Origin of the sequence: Pseudomonas anguilliseptica (assembly GCF_021375795.1) — a bacterium.
Classification (GTDB): Bacteria; Pseudomonadota; Gammaproteobacteria; order Pseudomonadales; family Pseudomonadaceae; genus Aquipseudomonas; species Aquipseudomonas anguilliseptica_A.
Window position 1 is genome coordinate 64011 of sequence record NZ_JAEIOI010000007.1, and the last position, 24890, is coordinate 88900.

Here is a 24890-nt window from a genome sequence, read left to right on the forward strand (position 1 = left end):
CGCTCACGCAGGTCGCGCTGCCACAGGTTAAAGCTCATCGGCATCACGCTGACTCTGAAGGATGAAGGTCACGACTATCAGGATCAGCCACAGCAGGTAGGGGCGGTACCAGGCCCCATTGGGGTCGATCCACCAGTCCATGATGGCCGGGGAGAACAGGTAGATCCCCACCACCAGGATCAGCACCAATCGATAGATATACATGCCGCATCTCTTCGCTTAATTGTTCGGGTCTGTTGCCGTTTCGTCGCGAGCCGCGTTGCAGTGAAAAATCTCGCCAGGCCAGGCGGAGGGCGCAGGTAATGGTTGTTCCCTTGCCAAGCCCTCCAACGCCGCATGGCGAGATTTTTCGCGCAACCCAAAGGGCCGGGCCTGTTTTAGCGCGATGCTGCGTTTCTCGACACTCATTTGGAACAACCAAACTTCGTGTCTCGTGCCTTGTCTCGCGCTATAACAGGCTCCGGCGCGGCCCCGAACGAAACGGCAACAGACCCTAGCGATGGTAACGGATGCGTGGCGCTCTGCGTAGGCTGGCTGTTGGTCGGGTGGCGGGTATGTGCGGGTGCGGGGTTGGCTTTTTTCTATTAATTGGTACTATCGTTCCACTTAATAAGAACAACGCTGGAGATTGCCATGCGCCTTGCCCCGCTTTCCGTGCTTACCCTGTCTGTGCTGCTCGCCGCTTGCGGTGAAGAACCGGCCCCGGTGGCCAACCTGGATTTCCAGAAGGACCTGCAAACCCAGCTGATCAAGGCCAAGCCTGGTACGGTGATCGAGATTCCGGCCGGCACCTACCAGCTTGATCGCAGCCTGAGCCTGAAAGTCAGCGGCGTGACCATCAAGGGCGCAGGCATGGACAAAACCATCCTCAACTTCAAAGGGCAGAAGTCCGGCGCCGAAGGCCTGCTGGTGGATGCCTCTGATTTCACCATCGAAGACATCGCCTTCGAGGACACCAAAGGCGATTCGCTGAAAGTGGTGGGCGGCAAGAACATCATCATTCGCCGTGTACGCACCGAGTGGACCAACGGCCCGGCCACCGAGAACGGCGCCTATGGCATCTACCCGGTGCAGACCGAGAACACCCTGATCGACGGTGCGGTGGCCATCGGCGCATCGGATGCCGGTATCTATGTCGGCCAGTCGCGCAACGTGGTGGTGCGCAACAGCCGCGCCGAGCGCAACGTCGCCGGGATTGAAATCGAGAACACCATCGACGCCGACGTGTATGACAACGTCGCTACCGGTAACACCGGCGGCATTCTGGTGTTTAACATGCCCAACCTGCCGCAGGCCGGACGGGTGACGCGGGTGTTCCGTAACAAGATCGAAGGCAACAACCACAAGAATTTCGGCCACAAGGGCACGCCGGTGGCCAGCGTGCCGGCAGGTTCCGGGGTGGTGATCAACTCCAACGATGATGTCGAGGTGTTCGACAACGACATTGGCAACCACAAGACCGCCAACGTGATCATCAGCAGCTACTTCAGTACCGGCTATACCGACCTGTCCACGGCGGAGAGTTTCGACCCTTATCCGGAAGGCATTCATATCCATGGCAACCGCTTCGGCCCCGGTGGCGACAGTCCGGATCACCTGGAATTGAAAGCGCTGAAGGTCAGCCAGTTCGGCTTGAACGGCCGCCTGCCGGATATTCTCTGGGACGGCTACGTCAACCTCGACATCCTGGTGGACGGCAAGCTGCCGGCGGACCGGGCGATCTGCATCAATAACGGCGAGGCGGGGATGATCAACGTCGACGGGCCAAACAACTACAAAAACATCAGCACTGACATGACCAACTACCGTTGCAGCCTGCCGCCACTGCCAGCGGTCAAACTGGCCTCGGCTGACGCCGACCAGGGGGCCTGATGCGTCGTCTGTTACTGGGGGCGCTGTTGCTCCTCGCCGGCTGCGAGCAGCAGCCGGCGCCGCTGTACCTGCCGCAGGGTGACAACTACCCGCAAACCCTCAGCGAGTGGGGCATGCTGCAGCGCGCCGATGGTTTTATCGCGCCCGTTGCCGAGGCCTTGCCCTACGACCTGAATACCCCGTTGTTTACCGACTACGCACACAAGCTGCGCAGCGTGTGGATGCCGGCGGGTACAGCGGCGACCTACGCCGAGGCGCACTTCGATTACCCGGTCGGCACGGTGCTGAGCAAGACCTTCTACTACCCCAAAGATGCCCAGGGGCGCCTGCTGCTGAACGAGCAGGATGACCGTGACCCGCAGCGCGGTCTGGAGTTGGCGCGTGTGCAGCTGATCGAAACGCGCATCCTGCTCAAGCAGCAAGACGGTTGGGTGGCATTACCCTATGTGTGGGATGAGCTGCAGCAGGAAGCCCATCTGGAATGGGCGGGTGACAGCCGCGAGTTAAGCCTGCTGAATGCCGAAGGCAAAACCCAGGCGGTGGCCTATCAGGTGCCAGACGCCAACCAGTGTGCTGGCTGTCATGAGGAAACCGCAGGGCAGGGCGTCAATCCGTTGGGGCCGAAGGCGCGGCACCTGAACAAGGATTTTGCCTACGCCGACGGCACGCACAATCAGTTGCAGCATTGGCAGCAGCAGGGTCGTTTGCAGGCGGTACCGGCCGAATTGCAGGGCGTGCCGCAGAACGCCTTATGGCCGACGCCGCGCGCTGGCGAAAGCCTGGAGCAGCAGGCGCGCAGCTACCTGGATGCCAACTGCAGCCATTGCCACAACCCCAAAGGGCCGGGGCGTACTTCTGGGCTGTTGCTTGATCCGACCACCGCTATCGGCATCAGCTATGGCCTGTGCAAGCAGCCGGTGGCGGCGGGTAAAGGATCGGGTGATCGCCTGGTGGATATTCACCCCGGCCAGCCGGATAAATCGGTGCTGCTGTTCCGTGTGGAAAGTGTCGACCCGAGCATCATGATGCCTGAGCTGGGCCGCTCCGCTGTGCATGGCGAGGGTGTGGACGTACTGCAACGCTGGATTGCCAGCCTGCAAGGGGATTGTTGAGGGGCTATTAGCTGTGGGAGGCGCTTCAGCGGCGAGCAGTTTTCGCGGCTAAAGCCCCTCCCACGGCTCTGGTGGTGCCCTGAGGTCAGTGTGCGACCTGTTTTCGTGCGCCGCCGCAGGCGTGGGGCATGCCTGGCCCTGTTGTGGTGCGCGTCAGCGGTGGGTAAGTACGCCAGGCCGCGCCAGCGCTGGGGTGGGCCACTGGCATAAGTCTTGCGCTGCTGGGTTATCGCCCAGGCTCGCAGGAGGCCCGCTGTGTCGATCCATATCGCCTTGCACCATGTCAGCCACTATCGCTACGACCGCGCGGTCAATCTTGGCCCGCAGGTCGTGCGCCTGCGTCCTGCGCCGCACAGCCGTACCCGGGTGCTGTCCTACGCGTTGAAGGTCGAGCCGGGCGAGCACTTTATCAATTGGCAACAGGACCCTCAGGGTAACTACCTGGCGCGCCTGGTGTTTCCGGAAAAGACCCGTGAGCTGAAGATCGAGGTCGATCTGGTCGCCGAGATGGCAGTGTTCAACCCTTTCGATTTCTTCCTTGAGCCTTACGCCGAGAAAATCCCCTTTGCCTACACCGAGGGCGAGCAGCTGGAGCTGGCGCCTTATCTGGTCAAGCTGCCGGCCGGCAAATTGTTCGCCAAATACCTGGCCAGCATCGAGCGCACGCCGCTGCCGAGCGTGGATTTTCTGGTGGCACTCAATCAGCGTCTTTCCACCGATATCAGCTACCTGATTCGCCTGGAGCCGGGTGTGCAAACCCCGGAGGAAAGCCTGGAAAAAGGCTCCGGTTCCTGCCGTGACTCGGCCTGGCTGCTGGTGCAGCTGTTCCGTCACCTGGGCCTGGCGGCGCGTTTTGTCTCCGGTTACCTGATTCAGCTGAAAGCCGATGTGAAATCCCTCGACGGCCCCTCCGGCACCGAGGTGGACTTCACCGACCTGCATGCCTGGTGCGAGGTCTATTTGCCCGGCGCCGGCTGGATCGGCCTCGATCCGACGTCCGGGCTGTTCGCCGGCGAAGGCCATATCCCGCTGGCCTGCAGCCCCGAGCCATCTTCGGCGGCGCCAATCAGCGGCGGTGTGGATGAGTGCGAATGCGAGTTCAGTCACGAGATGTGGGTGGAGCGTATCTGGGAAGCGCCGCGGGTCAGCAAGCCTTACAGCGAGGTGCAGTGGCAGGCGATTGTCGACCTCGGGCAAAAGATCGATGAGGACCTGCAGGAGCAGGACGTGCGCCTGACCATGGGCGGCGAGCCGACCTTTGTCGCCCTCGACTACCCGGATGATCCGGAGTGGAACACCGCTGCCCTCGGGCCGAACAAACGCCGCCTGGCCAGCGACCTGTTTCATCGCCTGCGCGAGCATTACGCGCCGAGTGCGCTGGTGCACTTCGGTCAGGGCAAGTGGTACCCCGGCGAGCAGCTGCCGCGCTGGTCGTTGAATGCCTACTGGCGGCGTGACGGCGAGCCGATCTGGCACAACCCGGCGCTGTATGCCGATGAACAAAAAGACTACGGCGTCGATGCGGCCAAGGCCGCCGACTTTCTTACCCTGCTCGCCGAGCGCCTGGGCGTGGACGCTAAATACTGCGTGCCGGCCTATGAGGACCGCTTCTACTACCTGTGGCGCGAGCGCAGGCTGCCGATCAACGTCAGCGCCGAAGACCCACGTCTGGCCGATCCGCTGGAGCGCGAACGGCTGCGCAAGGTGTTCGAACAGGGGCTGGATAAGGTCGTCGGGCATATCCTGCCGCTGGCCCGGCAGGCCAAGCAGCTGGGCTGGCAGAGTGGCAGCTGGTTTCTGCGTGATGAGCATTGCCGGCTGATACCGGGCGATTCGGCGCTGGGCTACCGCCTGCCGCTGGATTCTCAGCCCTGGGTCAGCGAGGCCGACTACCCCTACATTACCCCGGAAGACCCGAGCCAGCGCTTCGCCCCGTTGCCAGCAGCGGCGCAGATCAAACCGCAGTCGCGCGGTGTCTGGTCGGGCAGCCAGACCAGCACGAACAAACGCCCGCTGCTGGGTCAGTCCGCCGCCGGTGTGGTGCGCACCGCGCTGTGCGCCGAGCCGCGGGGCGGCAAGCTCTATCTGTTTATGCCGCCGCTGGTGCGCCTGGAAGACTACCTGGAGCTGGTGGCGGCCATCGAAGCCACTGCGGCAGAGATGAAGTGCCCGGTGCTGCTGGAAGGTTACGAGCCGCCGCTGGACCCGCGCCTGCAGTTCTTCCGCGTAACCCCGGACCCCGGCGTGATCGAGGTGAATATCCACCCGGCTGCCAGTTGGGATGAGCTGGTCGAGCGCACCGAGTTTCTCTACGAACAGGCCCGCGAGTGTCGCCTGAGTAGCGAGAAATTTATGATCGATGGCCGTCACACTGGCACCGGCGGCGGTAATCACTTTGTTCTCGGTGGCGCGACGCCAGCGGACTCACCGTTTCTGCGCCGGCCGGATTTGCTGCGCAGCCTGATCAGCTACTGGCACAACCACCCGTCGCTGTCCTACCTGTTCAGCGGCCTGTTTATCGGCCCAACGTCGCAGGCGCCGCGTATCGACGAGGCGCGCAACGACGCGCTGTACGAGCTGGAAATCGCCTTCGCGCAGATGCCCGAGGCTGGCCGCGACTGTCAGCCCTGGCTGGTCGACCGCCTGCTGCGCAACCTGCTGGTGGACGTGACCGGTAACACCCACCGTGCCGAGTTCTGCATCGACAAGCTGTACTCGCCGGACTCCGCCTCCGGTCGCCTCGGCCTGCTGGAGCTGCGCGCCTTCGAGATGCCGCCCCATGCGCAGATGAGCTTGGCCCAGCAACTGTTGATTCGCGCGCTGATCGCGCGCTTCTGGCGCGAACCCTATCAGCCAGCACGGCTGGTGCGCTGGGGCACTGAGCTGCATGACCGTTACCTGCTGCCGCACTTTATCGAGCAGGATTTTGCCGACGTGCTGCAGGAGCTGGACGGCTGCGGCTATCGCCTGCACAGCGAGTGGTTTGCCCCGCACTTCGAGTTCCGCTTTCCCAAATCCGGCGACTTCAACGTCAAGGGCATCGAGCTGGAACTGCGTCAGGCCCTGGAACCCTGGCATGTGCTGGGCGAAGAGGGCGGTGGCGGCGGTACGGTGCGCTATGTCGATTCCTCGCTGGAACGCATGCAGGTCAAACTCAGCGGCCTGCCTAGTGACCGCTATGTGCTGACCTGCAACGGCGTGCCGGTGCCGCTGCGGCCCACCGGCAAAGTCGGTGAGTTTGTCGGTGGCGTGCGCTTTCGCGCCTGGCAGCCGGCCAACTGCCTGCACCCGACCATCGAAGTGCACGCGCCGCTGGTCTTCGACCTGCTGGACAGCTGGATGAACCGCTCTCTGGGTGGCTGCCAGTACCATGTCGCCCACCCCGGCGGACGTAACTACGACAGCCTGCCGGTGAATGCCTACGAGGCTGAGAGCCGGCGCATGGCGCGCTTCTTCCGTTTGGGCCACAGCCCCGGCAAGCGCCCGACACTGGCCCCGATCAACAATAATGAACTGCCCATGACCCTGGATCTGCGCCTTGTTTGACGTAATGTCGCTCACTTGAATGAAGGCTTTCGCGACCAGTCCCCTCTCCCATAAATGGGGGAGGGGAGCGTAAAGCCGTATTGCCTTGCCACTGCCGAGCCTGCCATGCCCGACCTGCTTGCCGACTACCCCCTGACGCCAGGGGCTTATCACGAACTGTTCGACACCGCCGGTCAGGTGCGCCCGCACTGGCGCCTGTTGCTGGAGCGTCTGCAGCGCAGCAGCCCGGCGCAGCTGGCCCAGCGTCAGGCCCTGCTGGCGCGGCAGATTCAGGAAAACGGCGTGACCTACAACGTCTACGCCGACCCCGATGGCGCCGACCGGCCGTGGGAGCTGGACCTGCTGCCCAACCTGATCCCCGCCGAGGAATGGCAGCAGATCGCCGCTGGCGTGGCGCAGCGTGCCACTTTGCTGAACAGCGTGCTGGCCGACCTGTATGGCCCGCAACAGCTGCTGGCCGACGGGCTGCTGCCTGCCGAGCTGGTGTTTGGCCACAACAACTACCTGTGGCCTTGCCAGGGCGTCCAGCCCCCCGGCGGCACCTACCTGCACCTGTATGCGGTGGACTTGGCCCGGGCGCCGGATGGCCGCTGGTGGGTCACCGCCGACCGCACCCAGGCCCCGTCTGGCGCGGGTTATGCCCTGGAAAACCGGCAGATCGTCTCGCGAGCCTTTCCTGAGCTGTACCGCGACCTGCGCGTGCAATACCTGGCCGGCTTCTTCCGCACCCTGCAGGACACCCTGGCGCGCCAGGCTCCAACTGATGCGGGTGAAACGCCGCTGGTGGTGCTGCTGACCCCGGGGCGTTTTAACGAGAGCTATTTCGAGCACCTGTACCTGGCGCGCCAGCTCGGCTACCCCTTGGTGGAAGGCAGCGACCTGACCGTGCGTGATGCCAAGGTCTACCTGAAAACCCTGGCTGGCCTGCGCCGCGTGCATGCGGTGCTGCGCCGTCTGGATGATGACTTCTGCGATCCGCTGGAGCTGCGCACCGACTCGGCCCTCGGCGTGCCCGGCCTGCTCGAAGCCGTGCGCCAGGGCCATGTGCTGGTGGCCAATGCCCTCGGCAGTGGCGTGCTGGAGTCCCCTGGCTTGCCGGGCTTTCTCCCGGCCATCGCGGAAAAATTATTGGGCGAAGAACTGCTGCTGCCCTCTATCGCCAGTTGGTGGTGCGGCGAGCCGCCGGTGCTGGACAAGGCTCTGGAACAGCTCGACGAGCTGCTGGTGCGCGCCAGCTTTCCCTCGCAGAGTTTTGCCCCGGTGTTTGGCCGTGATCTGGATGAAACGCAGCGCGCCGAGCTGGCTGAACGGCTCAAGGCGCGGCCCTATGCCTATGTCGCCCAGGCGCTGGCGCAACTGTCACAGGCGCCGGTCTGGCAGCCAGAGGACGCGACGCTGGCACCGCGTGCGATTGGTATGCGGGTATTCGCCGTGGCCAGCGCCGAGGGCTATCGGGTGATGCCCGGTGGCCTGACTCGGGTCGCCGCCGAAGCCGACGCCGAAGTGGTGTCGATGCAACGCGGTGGCGCCAGCAAGGACACCTGGGTACTCGGCGAACGGCATGCTGGCGGTGAACCCTGGCAATGGCTGCGCCCGCTGGGCGTGGCCGATCTGGTGCGCAGCGACCCCTACCTGCCTTCACGGGTGGTGGAAAATCTCTACTGGTTCGGTCGCTACAGCGAACGCTGCGAAGACGGTGCGCGGCTGCTGCGCATCATGCTGGCGCGCTATGTGGATGACGACGATGATCCTCAAGCCCTGCAAACCGCCCTGAGCCTGGCCGAGAGCCTGGGCTTGCTACCGGACGCCGACAGCGGCGAACTGCAGCAGCGCCTGCTCGAAGCGCTGCTCGGAGAAGACTGGCCGGATAGCCTGCGCGGCAATCTGCAGCGTCTGCAATGGGTGGCTGGCAGCGTGCGTGGCAAGCTGTCTCAGGCCAACTGGCAGGCCCTGCTCGAATTGCAGCGTGAGGCCCAGTCACTGAGCAGCGAGCAGGCCGACTTTGGCGAGCTGCTGGATTTTCTCGACCGCCTGCTGCTGTCGCTGGCGGCGCTCTCAGGCTTTGCCCTGGACGATATGACTCGCGATGACGGCTGGCGTTTTCTGATGCTCGGGCGTTGTATCGAACGCCTGCAGTTTCTCTGCGACAGCCTGGCCAACTTCCTCACCAGCAGCGCGGCGCAGGATCAATCGGCGCTGGCGTGGCTGCTGGAACTGGGTAACAGCAGCATCACCTACCGCACCCGTTACCTGGCCTCGGCGCAGCTGATTCCAGTGCTCGACCTGTTGCTGCTGGATGAGCAGAACCCGCATGCAGTGTTGTTTCAGATACGCACATTGTTGCGTTCACTGGAGCGCCTCGGTGAACACTTCGAACTGCCGGCCGAGCGGCGCTTGCAGCATCTTGAGCAGCAGCTGGCGCGCTTTAGCCTGGCCAGCCTGGAGAACCCGCTGTTTGGCGCGGCCAGTGTGCAGGAGGTACTCGCCGGCTTGGCCGAGCTACTGACCAGCATCAGCCAGGCCGCTGCGCAAACCTCAGACCGCCTGGGCCTGCGCTTCTTTGCCCATGTTGATGCCAGCCAGCGGACGCAATCCTCATGAGCAGCGCCTTCTACCAGATTCTGCACGACACCCATTACCGCTATGCCGCGCCGGTATCGCTGGCCCAGCAGCTGGCACACCTGTGGCCGCGCGCCTGCCCCTGGCAGCGCAATCATGAACAGCAGCTGTTGGTCAGCCCACAGCCGTGCCAGCGCCAGGATGCCCTGGATGTGTTCGGCAACCCGCTGACCCGCCTGGTGTTTGAGCGTCCGCATGATGAGCTTATGGTCAGCGCGCGGCTCAAGGTCGAAGTGCTGGCGCGCGACGAGCTGGATTTGACACAGTCGCCAGCCTGGGAACAGGCCTGCACGGCGCTGCGTTATAGCGGCCAGGCGCTACTGCCCGATGTGCTGGAGGCGGCGCGTTTTCGCTTCGAGTCGCCCTATGTGCACCTCAAGCAGGTGTTCAGCGATTACGCGGCGGATTGCTTTACCCCAGACCGGCCGTTATTGGTGGCGGTGGATGGGCTGATGCAGAAGATTTTTGCCGAATTCAGCTTTGATGCGGCGGCGACCCAGGTGGCGACGCCTTTGCTACAGGTGCTGGAAGAGCGCCGCGGTGTGTGCCAAGACTTTGCCCACCTGATGCTCGCCTGCCTGCGTTCACGCGGCCTGGCGGTGCGCTATGTCAGTGGTTACCTGCTCACTCAACCGCCGCCTGGCCAGCCTCGGCTGATCGGTGCCGATGCCTCGCACGCCTGGGTCTCGGTGTTCTGCCCAGAGCAGGGCTGGGTGGATTTCGACCCAACCAACAATATTCGACCGGCTCTGGAACATATCACCCTGGCCTGGGGCCGTGATTTTGCCGATGTCTCACCGCTGCGCGGGGTGATCCTCGGTGGCGGCAGCCACGACCCTGAGGTGCAGGTGACGGTGCTGCCGTTGGCGAGTTAGCGCTTGATCACTTTCCACACGTGCGTGGCCAGGCTGACCAGCAACAGCGCGATGGCGCCGGCGATGATCCCGGCGATGGCATTCAGCAAGGTTGGCAGCAGGGCGGCGAGCAGGCCGCTGCTGACGGCAACGCTTTGCGCCAACTGGTCGATCCACGCCTGGGCAGCATGTACGCCGTGGGTGAGGATGCCGCCGCCGACCATAAACATTGCCGCAGTGCCGAGCACCGACAGGGCTTTCATCAGATAGGGTGCGGTCAGCAGCAGGCCGCGACCGACGGCACGTTGCAGACGTTTGCCCAGTCCTGCGCCGCTGCGCTGGTTGAGGTACAGGCCGGCGTCGTCCAGTTTGACGATGCCCGCCACCAGGCCGTAGACGCCAACAGTCATCAGGATGGCGATACCGGATAGCACTGCGACCTGCTTGCCAAAACTGGCCAGGGCCACGGTGCCCAGGGTGATGGCGATGATCTCGGCCGAGAGAATGAAGTCGGTGCGGATCGCGCCTTTGATCTTGTCCTGTTCGAACGCCAGGATATCCACCTCCGGGTCGGCCACTGCGTGCAGCCGCTCGGCGTGCTGCGCCTGGGCATCCGCCTGGCTGTGAAGGAATTTATGCGCGAGTTTTTCGAAACCCTCGTAACAGAGGAAGGCGCCGCCGAACATCAGCAGTGGGGTGACCGCCCAAGGCGCGAAGGCGCTGATCAGCAATGCTGCAGGCACCAGAATCAGCTTGTTCCTGAATGAGCCCTTGGCCACGGCCCAAACCACCGGCAGCTCACGTTCGGCACGCACGCCGGTGACCTGCTGGGCATTCAGCGCCAGGTCGTCACCGAGGACGCCGGCGGTTTTCTTGGCAGCGACTTTGGTCATCACCGCTACGTCATCGAGCACTGCGGCAATATCATCGAGCAGGGTTAACAGGCTAGCGCCGGCCATGCAGGGGATTCCTTTCTAGGTTTTCGGGTAATCGCCCGGCAGAACAGCAGGCGATGGTGCGCAGATTTATACGTGAGTCCACGCCCGTCAGCCATAGGCTGCCGTCACGTGTTTAGCGCGCCGCACGAAAACCGGCGGTTGCTAGTCGCTGCTGCCGCTGGCACCCCCGGCATAGGCGGCGAGCAGGCTGCGTAACAGGTCATGGATAGGCATGGCACATCTCCTTGGGTGATGGCACGACCTTACGCCGCTGCTTGGTGCTTGGGCTGTTGATTGTATTGATGGCGTCCATAGCCAGCAGCCTGATCAGTACTTATGCACCGCGCAGGCGAGTGGTGCAGATAGTTGTACACAAAGGCTGTGGAGTGAGTTGTGGATAAGGTGGGCGTAGCCGTATGTACGCCTAGTCAGCTGTCTGTTTGCGGTGGTTGTACAGTTTTTGATCAGCGCATTATTTTATGTGAAAACAACAGCTTAAGCGGTCTATTCAGAGCGGTGTGGGCCGGCGCTGAAGTTGTCCACGACTCTTGTGGGTAGAACTGTTGATAACTTTGGTATGGCTGTTTGCAAGGCTGATGATGCCTGGTTTTGCGCCACTTGATCGCTTTTTGAGCAGTTTGCTGCATCCTTCCAAGGCTTCACTTTGTGTTCGCCGAGTCAAGCAATAATCGCGTTAATTCAAGGGTTTAGTGTGGTGATTAAGGCCTTTGTCAGGTACTTATCCCAGGTTGTTGTGGAACGATCTGTGGATAACCTGCGCACGCCTGTGCTCAGGCCACGCTGGGCTTGGCCTGAGCTGTGTTGGCTGTTTTTTGTACAGTGACCTCAGTCTGCTTCCAGTGCGCTGATGCGGGTCGAGCGCCCCAGTACTTGCAGGGCACGGTCCGGGTAGTCGGTGATCAGCGCGTCGGCCCCGAGGTCAAGTAGGCGGCGCATGTCCGGTTGCTCGTTGATGGTCCATAACTGCACATTCAGGCCGCGTTGACTGGCGGTCTGTAACAGGCTGCGGCTAGCGATGGGCAGGCCACTGTGCGCTTCGGGAATCTGCAGCGCCTGGTAGGACGGCGACAGTACACTGCTCAGGCCAACCCAGTTGAGAGCCAGCAGCAGACGCACCGAACCGGGCCCGGCAGAGGTTGCCACTCCCGGACACTGTTCGCGAAACAGTTGCAGGCTACGGTCATAGAAGCTGCCAACAATCACCTTGTCGCGCTGCTGGTGGGCGGTGAGGGCGTCACATAGCTGCGCTTCCATACCGACATCCGGCACCTTGATCTCGATCACCTTGGGGATATCGGGGAATCGTTCGAGCACCTCAGTAAAGGTAGGGATACGCACGCCCTGGCCACGGTAAGGGTAGCTCTGGCCGCCATCGGCGCTCCAGCGGTAGCCGGCGTCCAGTGCTTGCAGCTGCGCCAGGCTGAGCGCGGCAACCGGGCCTTCGCCATTGGTGGTGCGATCCAGAGTGCGGTCGTGGATCACCACCAGCTCACTGTCACTGGACAGGTGCAGGTCCATCTCCAGCATGTCCACGCCCAGCGCGCTGGCACGGTCGAAGGCAAACAGGCTGTTCTCCGGCCACAGGCCTTTGCCGCCGCGGTGGGCAATCACCAGCGGTTGTTCGGCAAAGCGGCTAAGCACTGCGGCGGGTTGGGCCGGTTTACTGGTCATGGTCAGTACGCCGATGGCGATGGCCAGCAACAGCAGTGGAACAGAGAGAAAGCGGGCAACGCGCAGCATGGTCAGGGTCCAGGACAGTCAGGGATGAGCTTGAATACACCTCGACTATGACAAAGCCATGAAGGCCATACGAGAGGCGAAATGCGCCAGCCTAGCGACCTTTGCGGTCAGGGATGGTTGGCGTGGCGGATGCGGGTGGACGCCGGCCGTCCACCCGAACCTGCAACTCAGCCTGCCAGCAGCCAGGCGCCGGTCACGGCTGAAGCCGCGCCGAGTGCGCGCACCACCGGCGCAGCGGCCTGGGGCAGCAGGCGCACCAGGGCATAACCGCTGGCGTGCAGAGCGGCGGTTGCGACCACGAAACCGGCGGCATAGCCCCATGGGCTGGCCAGCTCTGGCAGCTCCAGACCGTGGGCGACGCCGTGGGTCAGGGCGAACAGTGCAGTCAGGGCGATGGCGATCACCATCGGCAGGCGAATGGCGACGGCCACCAGCAAGCCAAACGCCAGTACCGAGGCAGCGATGCCGGTTTCCATCAGCGGAATTTCCAGGCCGTTAAAGCCCAGCAGGCCGCCAATCAGCATGGTGCCAACAAAGGTCAGCGGCAGCGCCCAGCGCGCCGCGCCGGATTGCTGCGCGGCCCATAGACCAACGGCGAGCATCGCCAGCAGGTGATCGAGGCCGAATACCGGGTGCGCCAGTCCGGCCATCAACCCGGAGTGGTCGTGGCCAGCGTGGGCGAAGGCCACGGCGGGGCTGAGAAACAGGGCGAGGGCGAACAGGGATTTACGCAGGTTCATGGGGTGTCTCCTTGACTGAATAGATTCTCAAGCGGCCGTGAGCATGCCGTGGCGTTCGATAAAGGCGATGATCTGATCAAGCCCCTGGCCGATCTTCTGGTTGCTGAACACAAACGGCTTGTCGCCGCGCATCTTCAGGGTGTCACGCTCCATCACCTCCAGTGAGGCGCCGACCAGTGGTGCCAGGTCGACCTTGTTGATCACCAGCAGGTCGGATTTGCAGATGCCTGGACCGCCTTTGCGCGGCAGCTTGTCTCCGGCAGATACGTCGATCACGTAGATGGTCAGGTCCGACAGCTCCGGACTGAAGGTGGCCGAGAGGTTGTCGCCGCCGGACTCGACGATGATCAGGTCCAGGCCCGGAAAGCGCCGGTTGAGCTGGTCGACTGCTTCCAGGTTGATCGAGGCGTCTTCGCGGATGGCGGTGTGCGGGCAACCGCCGGTTTCCACGCCGATGATCCGCTCCGGCACCAGAGCTTCGTTACGCACCAGAAACTGCGCGTCTTCCTGGGTGTAGATGTCGTTGGTCACCACCGCCAGGTTGTAGCGCTCGCGCAGGGCCAGGCACAGGGCCAGGGTCAGGGCGGTCTTGCCGGAGCCGACCGGGCCACCGATGCCGACACGCAGGGGTTGGCTGTTCATCTTCAAGTCTTCCTTATCATCAAGAACGGAATAAACGGCTGTACTGACGCTCGTGCGCCATGCTCGCCAGGGCCAGGCCGAAGGCGGCGCTGCCCCAGTGTTCGGGTTGTAGTTCACTGGCGTGGCGCTGCGCCTGGTCGAGCATCGGCAGCAGCTCTGAGGTCAAACGCTGGGCGGCTTGTTGACCCAGCGGCAGGGTTTTCATCAGCACCGCCAGCTGGTTTTCCAGCCACCCCCACAGCCAGGCGGCGAGGGCATCTTCTGGCGTGATCTGCCAGGCCCGTGCTGCCAGTGCCCAGCCCACAGCCAGGCCGGGCTCTTCAAGTTCGTTGAATAGCTGCTGTGCTGGCGAGTCTAGTTCCGGCAGACCGCTGAGCAACTGCTGCAGGGAGTAACCCATCTGCCGGCTTTCCAGGCGCAGCTCGCGGGTTTCGCGGCTGGCGCGTTGCTGTTCGGCGAGGTGGCGCAGCTGGGCCCAGTTCTCGCTGGCGGCGGCTTGGCAATGGGCAAGCAGCAGCGGCGCTTCAAAGCGAGCCAAGTTCAGCAGCAACTGATCGGCAATCCAGCGCTGGGCGCTCTCGGCGCTATCGACCCGACCCTGTTCCACGGCCATTTCCAGGCCCTGGGAATAGCTGTAACCACCGATCGGTAGTTGGGGGCTGGCCAGACGTAGTAGCTGCCAGGCTTTATTCACTTGCGTGCACCGAATTGATGCAGACGTGGTGCATAGCTGAATTCGGCATCGCCGGCATGGGAGTGGTGATGGCCGCCACCGTAAGCGCCTTGCTCAGGTTGGTAGGGCGCTTCGATCAGCTGCACCGTGGCGCCGAGCTGCTCGAGCATGGCCTTGAGCACGTAGTCATCTGGCAGGCGCAACCAGCCATCACCGAGTTGCAGGGCCACGTGGCGGTTACCCAGGTGATAGGCGGCGCGCATCAGTTCGAAAGGGTTGGCGCAGGTGACGTGTAGCAGCGGCTCGGGGCGGGCGAGTACGCGCACGATGCGGCCGTCTTCGGCTTGCAGGCATTCGCCATCGTGCAGCGCCGGCTGGCCGCGTTCGAGGAATAGGCCGACATCCTCGCCGGTGCGGCTGAAGCAGCGCAGGCGGCTTTTGCTGCGGGCCTCGAAGCTCAGTTCGAGTTCGGCGTCCCAGTTGGGCTGGGCGGCAATACGGCGGTGAATCACCAACATGGGGCAGTTTCCGGCAGTTCAATGCCGGTTATAGAGCAAGGGTCTTGCCAAACTGCTGCCTGGCCGCATGATGCGGGCTGTGCGGCGTGTGTCGTGCCTAAGTATTGGGCATTGATGGCTGCGCTTTGGTGCGCACACGAATTGCGTGCTCAGTTGTGGTGCGTTTAGTCGTTGTGCTGGCCCAAGCCTTGCCAGTGCTTGGCGCCGATAAAGATAAAACGCAGCTGCTCGATCATCTTCGCTTCGGGGGTGGCATGCCGTGGTAGGGCGCGGGCGGGCGGATCGATCAGTTCGGGCAGGGTGGCAAATACGGTCTTGACCACCAGGTCGGCCAGCACGTTCTGCGCTGGCGTATCGAAGTGCTGCAGCTTGGGCATCAGCGCCAGATCCGCCACCAGGTCAGCGGTGATACGTTCACGCAAAGCGCCTACGGCCAGGCGCACCGGCAACGAGCCACCGTACTGTTCACGGGCGAGAAACAGAAACTGCGAGCGGTTGGCCGCCACGGCGTCGAGAAAGATGCGCACCGAGGCGTCAATCACGCCGCCCAGTTCGAATTCGTGGTGGCGAACCTGGCGAATGGTTTCGCGAAAGGTTTCCCCTACTTCGGCCACCAGGGCCAGGCCAAGGGCATCCATGTCGTCAAAGTGTCGATAGAAACCAGTCGGCACGATGCCCGCACAGCGCGCCACTTCGCGCAGGCTCAGGCTGCCAAAGCCTCGGCCGCTGTCCATCAGGCTGCGGGCGGCGTCCATCAGGGCGTGGCGGGTTTGCAGTTTTTGTTCGGCGCGCGGTTGTAGTGGTTTCAAACTTCAGGGCTCGGCATGGCGTTCAGCACCGCACTCTAACAAAGCGGTGTTGTAGGCGTCGAACCACGGCGTGCGTTGTATTTGAGTGTACGAGTGTTGACTGAATGGTGGTTGCTCTGTCAGCCTGGTGAGCAATTGTTCACTGGAGTCGCTCATGACCCTGATTCCATTTGCCTGGGTGCGCGCCTGTTCACGGTTGTTAGGGCCGTTGCGACGGCTGGTTGCGCATGGCTGGTTGCGCGAAAGCGATGTCGACGCCGTGCTGGTGCTCTTGCACCCGGCATTGCGTCTGAACCGCGTGTTCGCCCGGGTAACCCAGCGCCAGTGGGTGGCCGATGACATGCTCGAACTGACCTTGCAGGCCAACGGCAACTGGCGCGGCGCACAGCCAGGTCAGCACCTGCAGCTGTACCTCGAACGTGATGGCGTACGCCTGAGTCGCAGTTACAGCCTGACCGCCGTGCAGGCCAAAGGCCGCGTGCAGATCGCCATCAAGCATCAGGCGGGTGGGCGGGTGTCGCCTTACCTGCTGGAACACTTGGCGGTGGGGGATGTGCTGGAACTGGGCCCGGTGCAGGGCGAGTTGAGTTGGCCCGAGACGCCGGACGCTGTGCTGCTGCTTGCGGCGGGCAGTGGCATCACACCGCTGCTGGGCCTGCTGCGTGCCGCGCTGGCGCAGGGTTTCAGTGCGCCGATCACGCTGCTGCATTACGTGCGCGAGCAGGGCCAGCGTGCCTTTGCTGCCGAATTGCAGGCGCTGCAGGCGCAGTACAGCAACCTGCAGGTGCGCTGGTCGCTGACGGCAGCCATTGCCGAAGCCGGAGAATTGACCGGGCGCTTTACGGCTGAGCATCTGCACTCGGTCACCGCGCTGCACCAGTGCCGCGTGCTGGCCTGTGGCCCGGCGGGCTTTGTCGCCCAGGTGCAACAGTGGTGGCAGCAGGCTGCCTTGCCTGGTGCATTGCAAGTAGAGGCCTTTACCCCGCCAGCATTCAATGCCGTCGAGGGACTGCGTGCGGTGCGCCTGGGTTTTGCCCGCAGTCATCAGCAGATGCAAGCCGATAACCAGCACAGCCTGCTGGAACTGGCTGAAACGCAGGGTTTGCAGCCGGCCCATGGCTGTCGTCAGGGCATCTGTGCCAGCTGCACCTGCACCCTGCTCAGCGGCACGGTGCGCGATATGCGCAGTGGTGCGCTGTTCAGCGAACCGGGGCAGCCGATTCGTTTATGCGTCAGCGCGCCCCACGCTGATCTGGAAATCGATCTTTAACTTGCGAGGTAACCCCATGCGCGCTGACCGTCACCTGTCCGCTGCCGAGCTGGATGCATTCGGCCATGAGCTGGATGCGCTGCGCCAGCGAACCCTGGCCTCGCTTGGCGAGGCGGACGCCCGCTATATCCGCCGCATTCGCGCAGCGGTACGTTTCTGTTGCTGGAGTGGGCGCGGCCTGCTGATGCTTGGTTGGTTTCCGCCGACCTGGTTGCTCGGCACCTTGCTGCTGGGCCTGGGCAAGATTCTGGAGAATATGGAGCTGGGGCATAACGTCATGCACGGTCAGTACGACTGGATGAATGACCCCGAGTTTGCCGGGCGCAACTATGAGTGGGATATCGCCGGGCCGAGCGACTTCTGGCGGCACACCCACAACCATGTGCACCACACCTGGACCAATGTGCTGGGTATGGATGATGACGTCGGCTATGGCGTGGTGCGGCTGTTTCCCGAGCAGCGCTGGAAGCCGTTCTACCGCTGGCAGCCGCTGTGGGTGACGATTCAGGCGCTGTTGTTCCAGTACTCGGTGGCGATCCAGCACTTGCGTCTGGACAAGGTCTACAAGGGCAAGCTGAGCAAGGCCGAAGTGCGTCCGCTGATCAAACAGTTCAACGCCAAGGTACTGCGTCAGTGGGGCAAGGATTATCTGTTCTTTCCACTGCTGGCGCTGCTGATCGGTGCCAATGCCCTGGCAGTGCTCGCCGGTAATGCCGTGGCCAACCTGATCCGCAACCTGTGGACCTTCACGGTGATTTTCTGCGGCCACTTTACCGAGCAGGCAGCGGTGTTCAGCAAGGAGTCGGTGGTCGGTGAGAGTCGCGGGCACTGGTACCTGCGTCAACTGCGCGGGTCCAGCAACCTCAATGGTGGGCCGCTGTTTCATATTCTGACGGGCAACCTCAGCCACCAGATCGAACACCACCTGTTCCCCGATCTGCCGGCGCGGCGCTATGCGGAGATGGCCGTTGAGGTACGCGAGATTGCCGAGCGTTATGGCCAGGTCTACAACCACGGCAGCCTGTGGCGGCAGTTCAGGACGGTGCTTAGACGTATCTGGATCTACCGCCGGCCTCCGGTCGAGGCCGTGCCGGTGGGCGCTTAACGGCGTGAACCATTCACCCTACGAATACGCCGTAGCCCGTATGCAATCCGGGGCGCTTACATCCGGGCTACAAGGTCAGCGGGTAAACACGCACGTCAGGTAGCGATTGCTGAAACCGTAGCGCAGCATCGAATACAGCCGACTGAACAGGTACAGCGGGTGCTGGCGGTAATACAGCAGCACGGCATTGCCGACGCCTTCGCTGCGGTGCTGTTTCTGTTGATCCACCTGTTTCGAAAATAATCCTTTGAACTGCCACCACTGAATCTGCTCCAGGTGCTGGTGGGCATGCAACCCGTGCTGGCGGAACAGCGCATGAAAGCTGCGTTTGCTGAAATCATGCAGGTGGTGAGGATTGCCATCCAGGGTTGGAGTGATCGGCACCGACGCAATCACTTTGCCGTCTTGCACCAATAAACGCGCATAGTTGGCTAGCAGTTGCTGCGGACGCGGCAGGTGCTCGATGGTTTCCAGACTGACAATGCAGTCGAAGCCCTCGGCGTCATGGAACTGTTCGGCGTCGGCGCATTCATAACGCAGGTTGGGCAGCTGGTAATGCTCGCGGGCGTAGGCAATGGCCGCAGGGTCAATGTCCACGCCAGTGACCTGTTTGTCAGGGTTGCGCTGGGCCAGCAGGGCGGTGCCATAACCGCAACCACAGGCCATATCCAGCACGCGTTGGCCGCTCAAGTGGTCGGCGGCGAACTCGTAGCGCTGCATGTGAATATGCAGGCTGGCCTGATCATCCGGGTTCTGCGGGTTGAGGTCCTTCGGGTAAATCCGTTCGATGGTATGCATGGTCATGGCAGCGCAAAGAGGAGCCGGGACTATATGCCAGGCACGCACAGCTCGCCTACCCAATACGCGGCCCTGGCACGTTTTGTGGTTCGCACTTCTTTCTCGGCGGTATGACACAAGGATAGTTTGCTATGTCGACAGCTTCTGCACCCCGTTATCCCCTGGTTCTGGTGCCAGGTTTACTCGGCTTTGTCAGCCTGCTCGGATATCCCTACTGGTATGGCATCGTCACGGCGCTGCGCCGCCTCGGTGCACAGGTCTTCCCGGTGCTGGTGTCTTCGGTGCACTCCACTGAAGTGCGCGGTGAGCAACTGCTGCTGCGCATCGCCGATGTGTTGCAGCAGACTGGCGCCGAAAAGGTCCATCTGATCGGCCATAGCCAGGGCGCCCTCACTGCACGCTATGCGGCCGCACTAAAACCCGAATGGGTAGCGTCCGTGACTTCGGTGGCCGGGCCCAACCATGGCTCGGAACTGGCGGACTTTCTCAAACGCAAAGCCCCGCACGGCAGTCTGCGTGAGCGCATATTGAGCGCTTTGCTGCGTGGCGTGGCCCGCTGCATGGCCTGGCTGGAGCGCGGCTATAAAGGTGAGCCACTGCCGATGGATGTGGCCGCTGCGCAGCAATCGCTAACCCTGGACGGGGTGGCGGCCTTCAACCGGCAGTACCCGCAGGGCTTGCCGGAGGTCTGGGGCGGTGAGGGCGCGGCTGAGGTCAACGGCGTGCGCTACTACTCCTGGTCCGGCACCCTGCAGCCGGGTATCACCAATAAAGGTGGCAACCGCTTCGATGGGCCGAATGTTGCCTGCCGGCTATTTGCCAAAACCTTTCAGCGTGAACCGGGGCAGTGCGACGGCATGGTCGGGCGCTACAGCTCACACCTGGGCGTGGTGATTGGTGATCAGTACCCGCTGGATCACTTCGACATCATCAATCAGACCTTCGGTCTGGTCGGCAAGGGCGCAGAGCCGGTCAAATTGTTTGTCGAACATGCGCAGCGGCTACAGGCAGCAGGCCTTTAGACTTCGTTTAGCTCGATCCAGATGCCCTGATCATCTTCGCGGATGGCAAGCTCTTGCAACGATTGCCCGGCACAGGGACCGGCGACACATTCGCCGGATTCGACGAGAAACAGCGCGCCGTGGGTGGCGCATTGGATCAGGCTGGCGCTGTGATCGAGAAACTGGTCGGGCAGCCATTCCAGCGGGATGCCGCGGTGCGGGCAGCGGTTGCGATAGGCATACAACTGGCCGTCCTTGCGCACGGCAAACAGCTTTTCACCCGCTATCTCGAAGCCCCGGCTCTGGCCTTCGGCCACTTCATCCGGTGCACATAAACGCAACATAAGAACCTCCCCGCCAGGCCGGCATTATGCCGCCCTGGCGTGGAAGTGAAAGAGGAGGGCGCATCCTTGCGCCAAGTGGAACGCTTTTCGGGACGGGTTAATCGCGCGGTAAACGTGTTGTTGGGTCAGATTTCCCAGACCAGGTTGACGGCCGCGTGGCGGCCCGGCTGGCTGAAGCGGCCCATGCTTGGGCTATTTTCAGTCAGGCCGCGTACGTCGCCCCATTGCCAGTATTCTTTGTCGGTCAGGTTGAACAGGCCGGCATTCACGGCGAAGGCATCAGTCATCTGCCACCAGCCGTTGAGGTCGAGTACGCCATAACCCGAGGTTTCGGCGTGATTGGCGGTTTGGCTCATGTCGACGCGGGTTTTCGCTGCCACCAGGGTCCAGCTCAGTTCGCCACCAAATTTTCCGCTCGGCTCGCTGTAGCCCAGGCCGAACACCCCCTTGAGCGGGTCGACGCTGTTGATCGGCTGGCCCGTGCCTTCATCCTTGCCGCGGGCGTACGCCACGCTGCCACGGGCTTTCCAGCCAGCCGGCAGACCCAGTTGGTCGAGGAACAGCTCACCTTTGGCTTCCGCACCGCGAATGGTCACGCGGTCACGGTTGACGTATTGGAACTCGCCGAAGGGGAAGCCCGGCACGCTGGAGGGCCGGCTGACCTGCTCAATAAAGTCGTCGTACTGGTTGTAGAACAGCGCCGCACCGAAGCTGCCGATGGCGTACTGGCCACGCAGGCCAAGCTCGAAGCTGTCGCTGGTTTCGGCTTTCAGGTTGGTATTGGCCAGGGTGCGGTACATGCCGGGGTTGGCGAACTCGCCAAAGATCTCGATCGCCTGGGGGGCGCGGAAACCAGCCGCGTACTGACCGTAGACGCTGTGGGCGTCGTCCAGTTGATAGGTCACACCGAACTTGGGCGACAACGCTGAATCCTTGAAGTCGCTCGGATTGCGATCCGTTGCCTGGCTGTTGAGGTATTTCTGGGTGACGTGTGGGCTCATCTCATAGTGGTCGTAGCGCAGACCGGGTAGCAGGGTCCAGCGGCCGATGCTGATACTGTCCTGGGCGAACAGGGCGTATTCCTTGGTCGTTGGATCGGGGAAGTCGCTGGTGGGCAAAACAGGCGTGGTCACGCCGGTGGCCAGTACCGTTTCGCCGCCTTCGCGCAGGTCTGCGTTCTTCAGGTGTTTGATGTCCAGACCATAAACCAGCGCATGTTGCGTGCTGCCGATGCTGAAGGCCTTGTCCAGTTTGGTGTTGAACGCCCAGAGCTTTTCTTCGTAGTACGAATCCCGGGTGCGGTAGCGTGGCTGGCCGCCGACCACGCGGTCCTCGAAGGTTTGCTGGCGGGTCTGGCTGTCCTGGTAGCTGAGCTGGCTGTGGATCTGATCAACCAACAGGGTGTCGAGTTGCTGGGTATGGGCGAGGGAGTAGCGCTCACGATCAACCCGGTCTTCAGCATCCTGGGTGCGAATGGTGGCGGTATTGCTGTAGTTGCTCAGCACGCGGGTGTCGGTGTCGTCCTGGTAACGCTCGTAGGTCAGTTGCAGGCGGCCGCTGTCGCTGTAATCCCAGCCGAATTTGCTCAGCAGGTTGTCGGTGCGGTAATCCAGCGGATTGGCCTGTTCGCGGGTAGCGCCGATACCAGCCAAGCCGCCGTGGGTATCGGTGGCCTGGCCACTGCGTCGGCCCAGGTGCAGCAGGCCGTCGACCTGGCCCAGGCGCGCGGCGAAGGTGGCGCTGCGCTGCCAGCTGTCATCGCTGCCGTCGTAACCGGTTTTCAGGCGCGCGTAAGCGTCATCGCCTTCGTCCAGATAGTCGCCGGCATCTTTGGTCAGGAAGCTCACCGCGCCGCCAATTGCATCGCTGCCGTACAGCGAGCTGGCCGGGCCACGGATGATTTCCACCTGTTTGACGGTGTCGACGTCAACGTAATCGCGTTTGGCACTGAGGAAACCGCCGAAGGAGAAGGCGTCTGGCATGCCGACACCATCCACTTGGGTCAGTACGCGGTTGCCGCCAATGCCGCGGATGGTAAAGCCCGAGAGGCCGAAGCGATCACCACTGCCACCGACCGACACGCCGGGCTCGTAGCGCACCAGATCCTTGATGTTCTTGATGTTCTGCTGGTCGATATCGCGTTCGGTCTGCACCGACACGGTACTGGGCACCTGATCTAGGGTTTGCTCGGTGCGGGTCGCCGTGACGGTGACCGTATCGAACTGGTTGGGGGCTTTTTCTGCGGCCAGCGCCAGCGAAGGGCTTAGCAACAGCAGGGCAAGCCAGGGACGACGGGCAAATGGAGGACTTCTGTGCATGGGGGCTCCAGGGGCATGCGGGCGGTTGCTCTGACCGCCGGGTTGGCATCGGCCGGCAAGCTAAACCATGTTGACACGTTAATGCAAATAATTATCAAATAGATTCGTATTTGAATTGGTGCGTATCGGCATGCTTCGTCTATTGCTCTCCCTGCTGCTGTCAGTGGCGCTGCATCTTGCGGGCTGGCAGCTGTTTGGCATGGCGCAACCTGTGTTGTTGAGTGCCGCTTACGCGACCGTGCAAGCACCGGAACCGTCTATCACGGCGGTGTTGTTGGCCCCTGCGGCGGTGACGCACAGCGCGCCGTCATTGCCTGTTGCGCCGCCCAAGGTCGCGTTACCGAGCAAGCCGGTGGCGGTGAAGACGTTCAGACCGGAGCTGGCGGTTCAGGCAAAACCTGCGCCGTTGCCGGCAGACGTGAAGCCAACCGTCGTGCGCTCCGCACCTGTTGAGGTTGCCAGTGCACAGGCAGCTGTTTCTGCGCCGGCACAGGTCGAGTCAGCCAGGCCAGCCAGTGCAGCAGTCGCTGCGGAAGTGCTCAGTCGCAAGCCGAGTTTTCGTGAGCCACCGCGTCAACCGAGTTACCCATCCCAGGCGCGCCGTCGCAACCAGCAGGGAGTTGTTCTGCTGGAGGTGCGCCTGGATGCGCTGGGGCAGCAGCGCAGCCTCAATGTGCTGCGTTCCTCTGGCGTTGAGAGTCTTGACCGTGCGGCGTTGCAGGCTGTTGCCGCTTGGCGCTTCAACCCTGAAACCACAGATGGCCAGGCAGTTCCTAGCCGGGTCCATATCCCGATCCAGTTTGCCCTGACGGCGAGCCGGTGATTACCAGTGAGGAGTTTTTCATGACTACACATGCCCAGCCCATTGCGGCTACCAATGATCTCTACCTGGCCTGGCAAGTTCTGCGTAATGAGCAGCCGCGTCTGCGCGCACGTGATGCCGCTGAGCGCCTGGCGGTCAGCGAGGCTGAGTTGGTCGCCAGCCGCCTGGGCATCGATACCCTGCGTCTGCGCCCGGAGTGGGCGCAGTTGCTGCCTGCATTGGGTGAGCTGGGTTATGTGATGGCCCTGACTCGCAACGAGCATTGCGTGCATGAACGCAAGGGCTACTACCGCGAGGTGACTGTTACCGGTAATGGTCAGATGGGGCTGGTGGTGTCGGCGGATATCGACCTGCGCCTGTTCCTCGGCGGCTGGGCCAGTGTGTTTGCCATTGAAGAGCAAACCGGCAAGGGCACCCAGCGCAGCATTCAGGTGTTTGATCGCCAAGGTACAGCGGTACACAAGGTGTACCTCACCGAGGACAGCCAGCTACAGGCTTGGGAACCGTTGCTGGAGCGTTTTGCCGCCAGTGAACAGTGTGCCGAACTGGACTTGCAGCCCCTGCCGCAGGCGACTCCAGCCCAGGCCGATGCAGTGATTGATGCCAATGCCTTGCGCGTGGGCTGGTCGACGCTGAAGGATACCCACCACTTCTTTGCCCTGCTGAAGAAGCACGGCACCACCCGCACCCAGGCGCTGCGTCTAGCGGGGCGTGAATGGGCCGAACCTCTGCCGGTGAGTGAGTTGCCGAAGCTGTTGGAGCAGGCTGGCGCACGGCAAGTGCCGATCATGGTGTTTGTCGGCAACCGCCACTGCATTCAGATCCACTCCGGGCCGGTGAAAAACCTGCGCTGGATGGACACCTGGTTCAACGTATTGGACCCCGAGTTCAACCTGCACCTGAAAACCCCTGGCGTGACCGAACTGTGGCGTGTGCGCAAGCCCAGCAGTGATGGCGTGATCACCAGCTGGGAGGCATTTGACGCTGACGGTGAGCTGGTGGTGCAGCTGTTCGGTGCGCGCAAACCGGGTGTTCCTGAGCGTGAAGACTGGCGTGCCCTGGCCGAGGAAGCCGTGGCTCTGCCGGTCTGAGTCGGTTTATCCGTTTGTAGTTGCAGCGCCGCGTCACTGGCTTGGCCAGGGCCGGC

Annotated in this window: 21 protein-coding genes; 10 read left to right on the forward strand and 11 right to left on the reverse strand. The window is 62.6% G+C overall.

The annotated features are described in order from the left end of the window. Nucleotides 1-27 precede the first annotated feature (27 nt). The gene (locus IOD17_RS18345) at nucleotides 28-204 is read right to left on the reverse strand and encodes a hypothetical protein (protein ID WP_003244646.1); all 177 of its coding nucleotides are present in this window, start codon (nucleotides 202-204) and stop codon (nucleotides 28-30) included. A gap of 429 nt (nucleotides 205-633) precedes the next feature. Between IOD17_RS18345 and IOD17_RS18350 the strand changes: the two genes are divergently transcribed. From IOD17_RS18350 to IOD17_RS18370, 5 genes are all read left to right on the forward strand, one after another. Continuing rightward, nucleotides 634-1872, forward strand: a complete 1239-nt coding sequence (locus tag IOD17_RS18350) for a parallel beta-helix domain-containing protein (protein WP_233686469.1) — start codon at nucleotides 634-636, stop codon at nucleotides 1870-1872. Beyond that, nucleotides 1872-2984, forward strand: coding sequence for an SO2930 family diheme c-type cytochrome (locus IOD17_RS18355; protein ID WP_233686470.1), 1113 nt, complete (start codon nucleotides 1872-1874; stop codon nucleotides 2982-2984). The genes IOD17_RS18350 and IOD17_RS18355 overlap by 1 nt, the downstream gene beginning before the upstream one ends. Before the next feature lie 255 nt (nucleotides 2985-3239). Then, a complete protein-coding gene (locus tag IOD17_RS18360; RefSeq protein WP_233686471.1) occupies nucleotides 3240-6530 on the forward strand; it encodes a DUF2126 domain-containing protein in 3291 nt (1096 codons plus the stop codon). A gap of 105 nt (nucleotides 6531-6635) precedes the next feature. Beyond that, the gene (locus tag IOD17_RS18365) at nucleotides 6636-9131 is read left to right on the forward strand and encodes a circularly permuted type 2 ATP-grasp protein (protein WP_233686472.1); all 2496 of its coding nucleotides are present in this window, start codon (nucleotides 6636-6638) and stop codon (nucleotides 9129-9131) included. Next, the gene (locus IOD17_RS18370; RefSeq protein ID WP_233686473.1) at nucleotides 9128-10024 is read left to right on the forward strand and encodes a transglutaminase family protein; all 897 of its coding nucleotides are present in this window, start codon (nucleotides 9128-9130) and stop codon (nucleotides 10022-10024) included. The genes IOD17_RS18365 and IOD17_RS18370 overlap by 4 nt, the downstream gene beginning before the upstream one ends. Here IOD17_RS18370 and IOD17_RS18375 read toward each other — a convergent pair. The 7 genes from IOD17_RS18375 to IOD17_RS18405 all read right to left on the reverse strand — a co-directional run bounded on the left by IOD17_RS18375 (nucleotide 10021) and on the right by IOD17_RS18405 (nucleotide 16030). Then, nucleotides 10021-10962, reverse strand: a complete 942-nt coding sequence (locus IOD17_RS18375; RefSeq protein ID WP_233686474.1) for a DUF808 domain-containing protein — start codon at nucleotides 10960-10962, stop codon at nucleotides 10021-10023. The two genes, IOD17_RS18370 and IOD17_RS18375, sit on opposite strands and share 4 nt — an antisense overlap. A gap of 825 nt (nucleotides 10963-11787) precedes the next feature. Continuing rightward, a complete protein-coding gene (locus tag IOD17_RS18380) occupies nucleotides 11788-12702 on the reverse strand; it encodes a glycerophosphodiester phosphodiesterase (protein ID WP_233686475.1) in 915 nt (304 codons plus the stop codon). A 167-nt stretch (nucleotides 12703-12869) separates the two neighbouring features. Beyond that, the gene (locus IOD17_RS18385) at nucleotides 12870-13442 is read right to left on the reverse strand and encodes a HupE/UreJ family protein (RefSeq protein WP_233686476.1); all 573 of its coding nucleotides are present in this window, start codon (nucleotides 13440-13442) and stop codon (nucleotides 12870-12872) included. Nucleotides 13443-13469: 27 nt separating this feature from the next. After that, a complete protein-coding gene (gene ureG, locus IOD17_RS18390) occupies nucleotides 13470-14084 on the reverse strand; it encodes an urease accessory protein UreG (protein ID WP_233686477.1) in 615 nt (204 codons plus the stop codon). Between the two features lie 19 nt (nucleotides 14085-14103). Further along, a complete protein-coding gene (locus IOD17_RS18395; protein WP_233686478.1) occupies nucleotides 14104-14778 on the reverse strand; it encodes an urease accessory protein UreF in 675 nt (224 codons plus the stop codon). Beyond that, a complete protein-coding gene (gene ureE / locus IOD17_RS18400; protein WP_233686479.1) occupies nucleotides 14775-15275 on the reverse strand; it encodes an urease accessory protein UreE in 501 nt (166 codons plus the stop codon). The genes IOD17_RS18395 and ureE overlap by 4 nt, the downstream gene beginning before the upstream one ends. Before the next feature lie 164 nt (nucleotides 15276-15439). Further along, nucleotides 15440-16030: a TetR family transcriptional regulator gene (locus tag IOD17_RS18405; protein WP_090256045.1), complete on the reverse strand. Its 591-nt coding sequence runs from the start codon at nucleotides 16028-16030 to the stop codon at nucleotides 15440-15442. 208 nt (nucleotides 16031-16238) lie between these two features. On the opposite strand from IOD17_RS18405, the gene IOD17_RS18410 reads away from it, so the two are divergent. Continuing rightward, nucleotides 16239-17354, forward strand: a complete 1116-nt coding sequence (locus tag IOD17_RS18410; RefSeq protein ID WP_233686480.1) for a flavin reductase family protein — start codon at nucleotides 16239-16241, stop codon at nucleotides 17352-17354. 16 nt (nucleotides 17355-17370) lie between these two features. Beyond that, nucleotides 17371-18459, forward strand: a complete 1089-nt coding sequence (locus tag IOD17_RS18415; RefSeq protein ID WP_233686481.1) for a fatty acid desaturase family protein — start codon at nucleotides 17371-17373, stop codon at nucleotides 18457-18459. A 75-nt stretch (nucleotides 18460-18534) separates the two neighbouring features. On the opposite strand, the gene IOD17_RS18420 is transcribed toward IOD17_RS18415, so the two are convergent. Then, nucleotides 18535-19263: a class I SAM-dependent methyltransferase gene (locus IOD17_RS18420; RefSeq protein ID WP_233686482.1), complete on the reverse strand. Its 729-nt coding sequence runs from the start codon at nucleotides 19261-19263 to the stop codon at nucleotides 18535-18537. Between the two features lie 125 nt (nucleotides 19264-19388). On the opposite strand from IOD17_RS18420, the gene IOD17_RS18425 reads away from it, so the two are divergent. Continuing rightward, a complete protein-coding gene (locus IOD17_RS18425) occupies nucleotides 19389-20279 on the forward strand; it encodes an esterase/lipase family protein (RefSeq protein ID WP_233686483.1) in 891 nt (296 codons plus the stop codon). Here IOD17_RS18425 and IOD17_RS18430 read toward each other — a convergent pair. Continuing rightward, a complete protein-coding gene (locus tag IOD17_RS18430) occupies nucleotides 20276-20602 on the reverse strand; it encodes a Rieske (2Fe-2S) protein (protein WP_233686484.1) in 327 nt (108 codons plus the stop codon). The two genes, IOD17_RS18425 and IOD17_RS18430, sit on opposite strands and share 4 nt — an antisense overlap. A gap of 125 nt (nucleotides 20603-20727) precedes the next feature. Then, nucleotides 20728-22920 carry a TonB-dependent hemoglobin/transferrin/lactoferrin family receptor gene (locus IOD17_RS18435; RefSeq protein ID WP_233686485.1) on the reverse strand — a complete coding sequence of 731 codons (2193 nt, stop codon included), beginning with the start codon at nucleotides 22918-22920 and terminating at the stop codon, nucleotides 20728-20730. 130 nt (nucleotides 22921-23050) lie between these two features. On the opposite strand from IOD17_RS18435, the gene IOD17_RS18440 reads away from it, so the two are divergent. Beyond that, nucleotides 23051-23743 (forward strand): energy transducer TonB, encoded by a 693-nt coding sequence (locus tag IOD17_RS18440; RefSeq protein ID WP_233686486.1) that lies wholly within the window; start codon nucleotides 23051-23053, stop codon nucleotides 23741-23743. A gap of 20 nt (nucleotides 23744-23763) precedes the next feature. Next, on the forward strand, nucleotides 23764-24834 hold the full coding sequence (locus IOD17_RS18445) for a hemin-degrading factor (protein ID WP_233686487.1): 1071 nt from the start codon (nucleotides 23764-23766) through the stop codon (nucleotides 24832-24834). Nucleotides 24835-24890 lie beyond the last annotated feature (56 nt).

Bases quoted from the DNA above. Each gene is read 5' to 3' on its own strand.
- IOD17_RS18345 (WP_003244646.1), bottom strand. From the start codon at position 204: ATGTATATCTATCGATTGGTGCTGATCCTGGTGGTGGGGATCTACCTG.
- IOD17_RS18445 (WP_233686487.1), top strand. From the start codon at position 23,764: ATGACTACACATGCCCAGCCCATTGCGGCTACCAATGATCTCTACCTG.
- IOD17_RS18405 (WP_090256045.1), bottom strand. From the start codon at position 16,030: ATGGACGCCGCCCGCAGCCTGATGGACAGCGGCCGAGGCTTTGGCAGC.
- IOD17_RS18350 (WP_233686469.1), top strand. From the start codon at position 634: ATGCGCCTTGCCCCGCTTTCCGTGCTTACCCTGTCTGTGCTGCTCGCC.
- IOD17_RS18430 (WP_233686484.1), bottom strand. From the start codon at position 20,602: ATGTTGCGTTTATGTGCACCGGATGAAGTGGCCGAAGGCCAGAGCCGG.
- IOD17_RS18380 (WP_233686475.1), bottom strand. From the start codon at position 12,702: ATGCTGCGCGTTGCCCGCTTTCTCTCTGTTCCACTGCTGTTGCTGGCC.
- IOD17_RS18355 (WP_233686470.1), top strand. From the start codon at position 1,872: ATGCGTCGTCTGTTACTGGGGGCGCTGTTGCTCCTCGCCGGCTGCGAG.
- IOD17_RS18410 (WP_233686480.1), top strand. From the start codon at position 16,239: ATGACCCTGATTCCATTTGCCTGGGTGCGCGCCTGTTCACGGTTGTTA.
- IOD17_RS18385 (WP_233686476.1), bottom strand. From the start codon at position 13,442: ATGAACCTGCGTAAATCCCTGTTCGCCCTCGCCCTGTTTCTCAGCCCC.
- IOD17_RS18365 (WP_233686472.1), top strand. From the start codon at position 6,636: ATGCCCGACCTGCTTGCCGACTACCCCCTGACGCCAGGGGCTTATCAC.
- IOD17_RS18415 (WP_233686481.1), top strand. From the start codon at position 17,371: ATGCGCGCTGACCGTCACCTGTCCGCTGCCGAGCTGGATGCATTCGGC.
- IOD17_RS18435 (WP_233686485.1), bottom strand. From the start codon at position 22,920: ATGCACAGAAGTCCTCCATTTGCCCGTCGTCCCTGGCTTGCCCTGCTG.
- IOD17_RS18370 (WP_233686473.1), top strand. From the start codon at position 9,128: ATGAGCAGCGCCTTCTACCAGATTCTGCACGACACCCATTACCGCTAT.
- IOD17_RS18440 (WP_233686486.1), top strand. From the start codon at position 23,051: ATGCTTCGTCTATTGCTCTCCCTGCTGCTGTCAGTGGCGCTGCATCTT.
- ureG (WP_233686477.1), bottom strand. From the start codon at position 14,084: ATGAACAGCCAACCCCTGCGTGTCGGCATCGGTGGCCCGGTCGGCTCC.
- IOD17_RS18420 (WP_233686482.1), bottom strand. From the start codon at position 19,263: ATGACCATGCATACCATCGAACGGATTTACCCGAAGGACCTCAACCCG.
- IOD17_RS18375 (WP_233686474.1), bottom strand. From the start codon at position 10,962: ATGGCCGGCGCTAGCCTGTTAACCCTGCTCGATGATATTGCCGCAGTG.
- ureE (WP_233686479.1), bottom strand. From the start codon at position 15,275: ATGTTGGTGATTCACCGCCGTATTGCCGCCCAGCCCAACTGGGACGCC.
- IOD17_RS18425 (WP_233686483.1), top strand. From the start codon at position 19,389: ATGTCGACAGCTTCTGCACCCCGTTATCCCCTGGTTCTGGTGCCAGGT.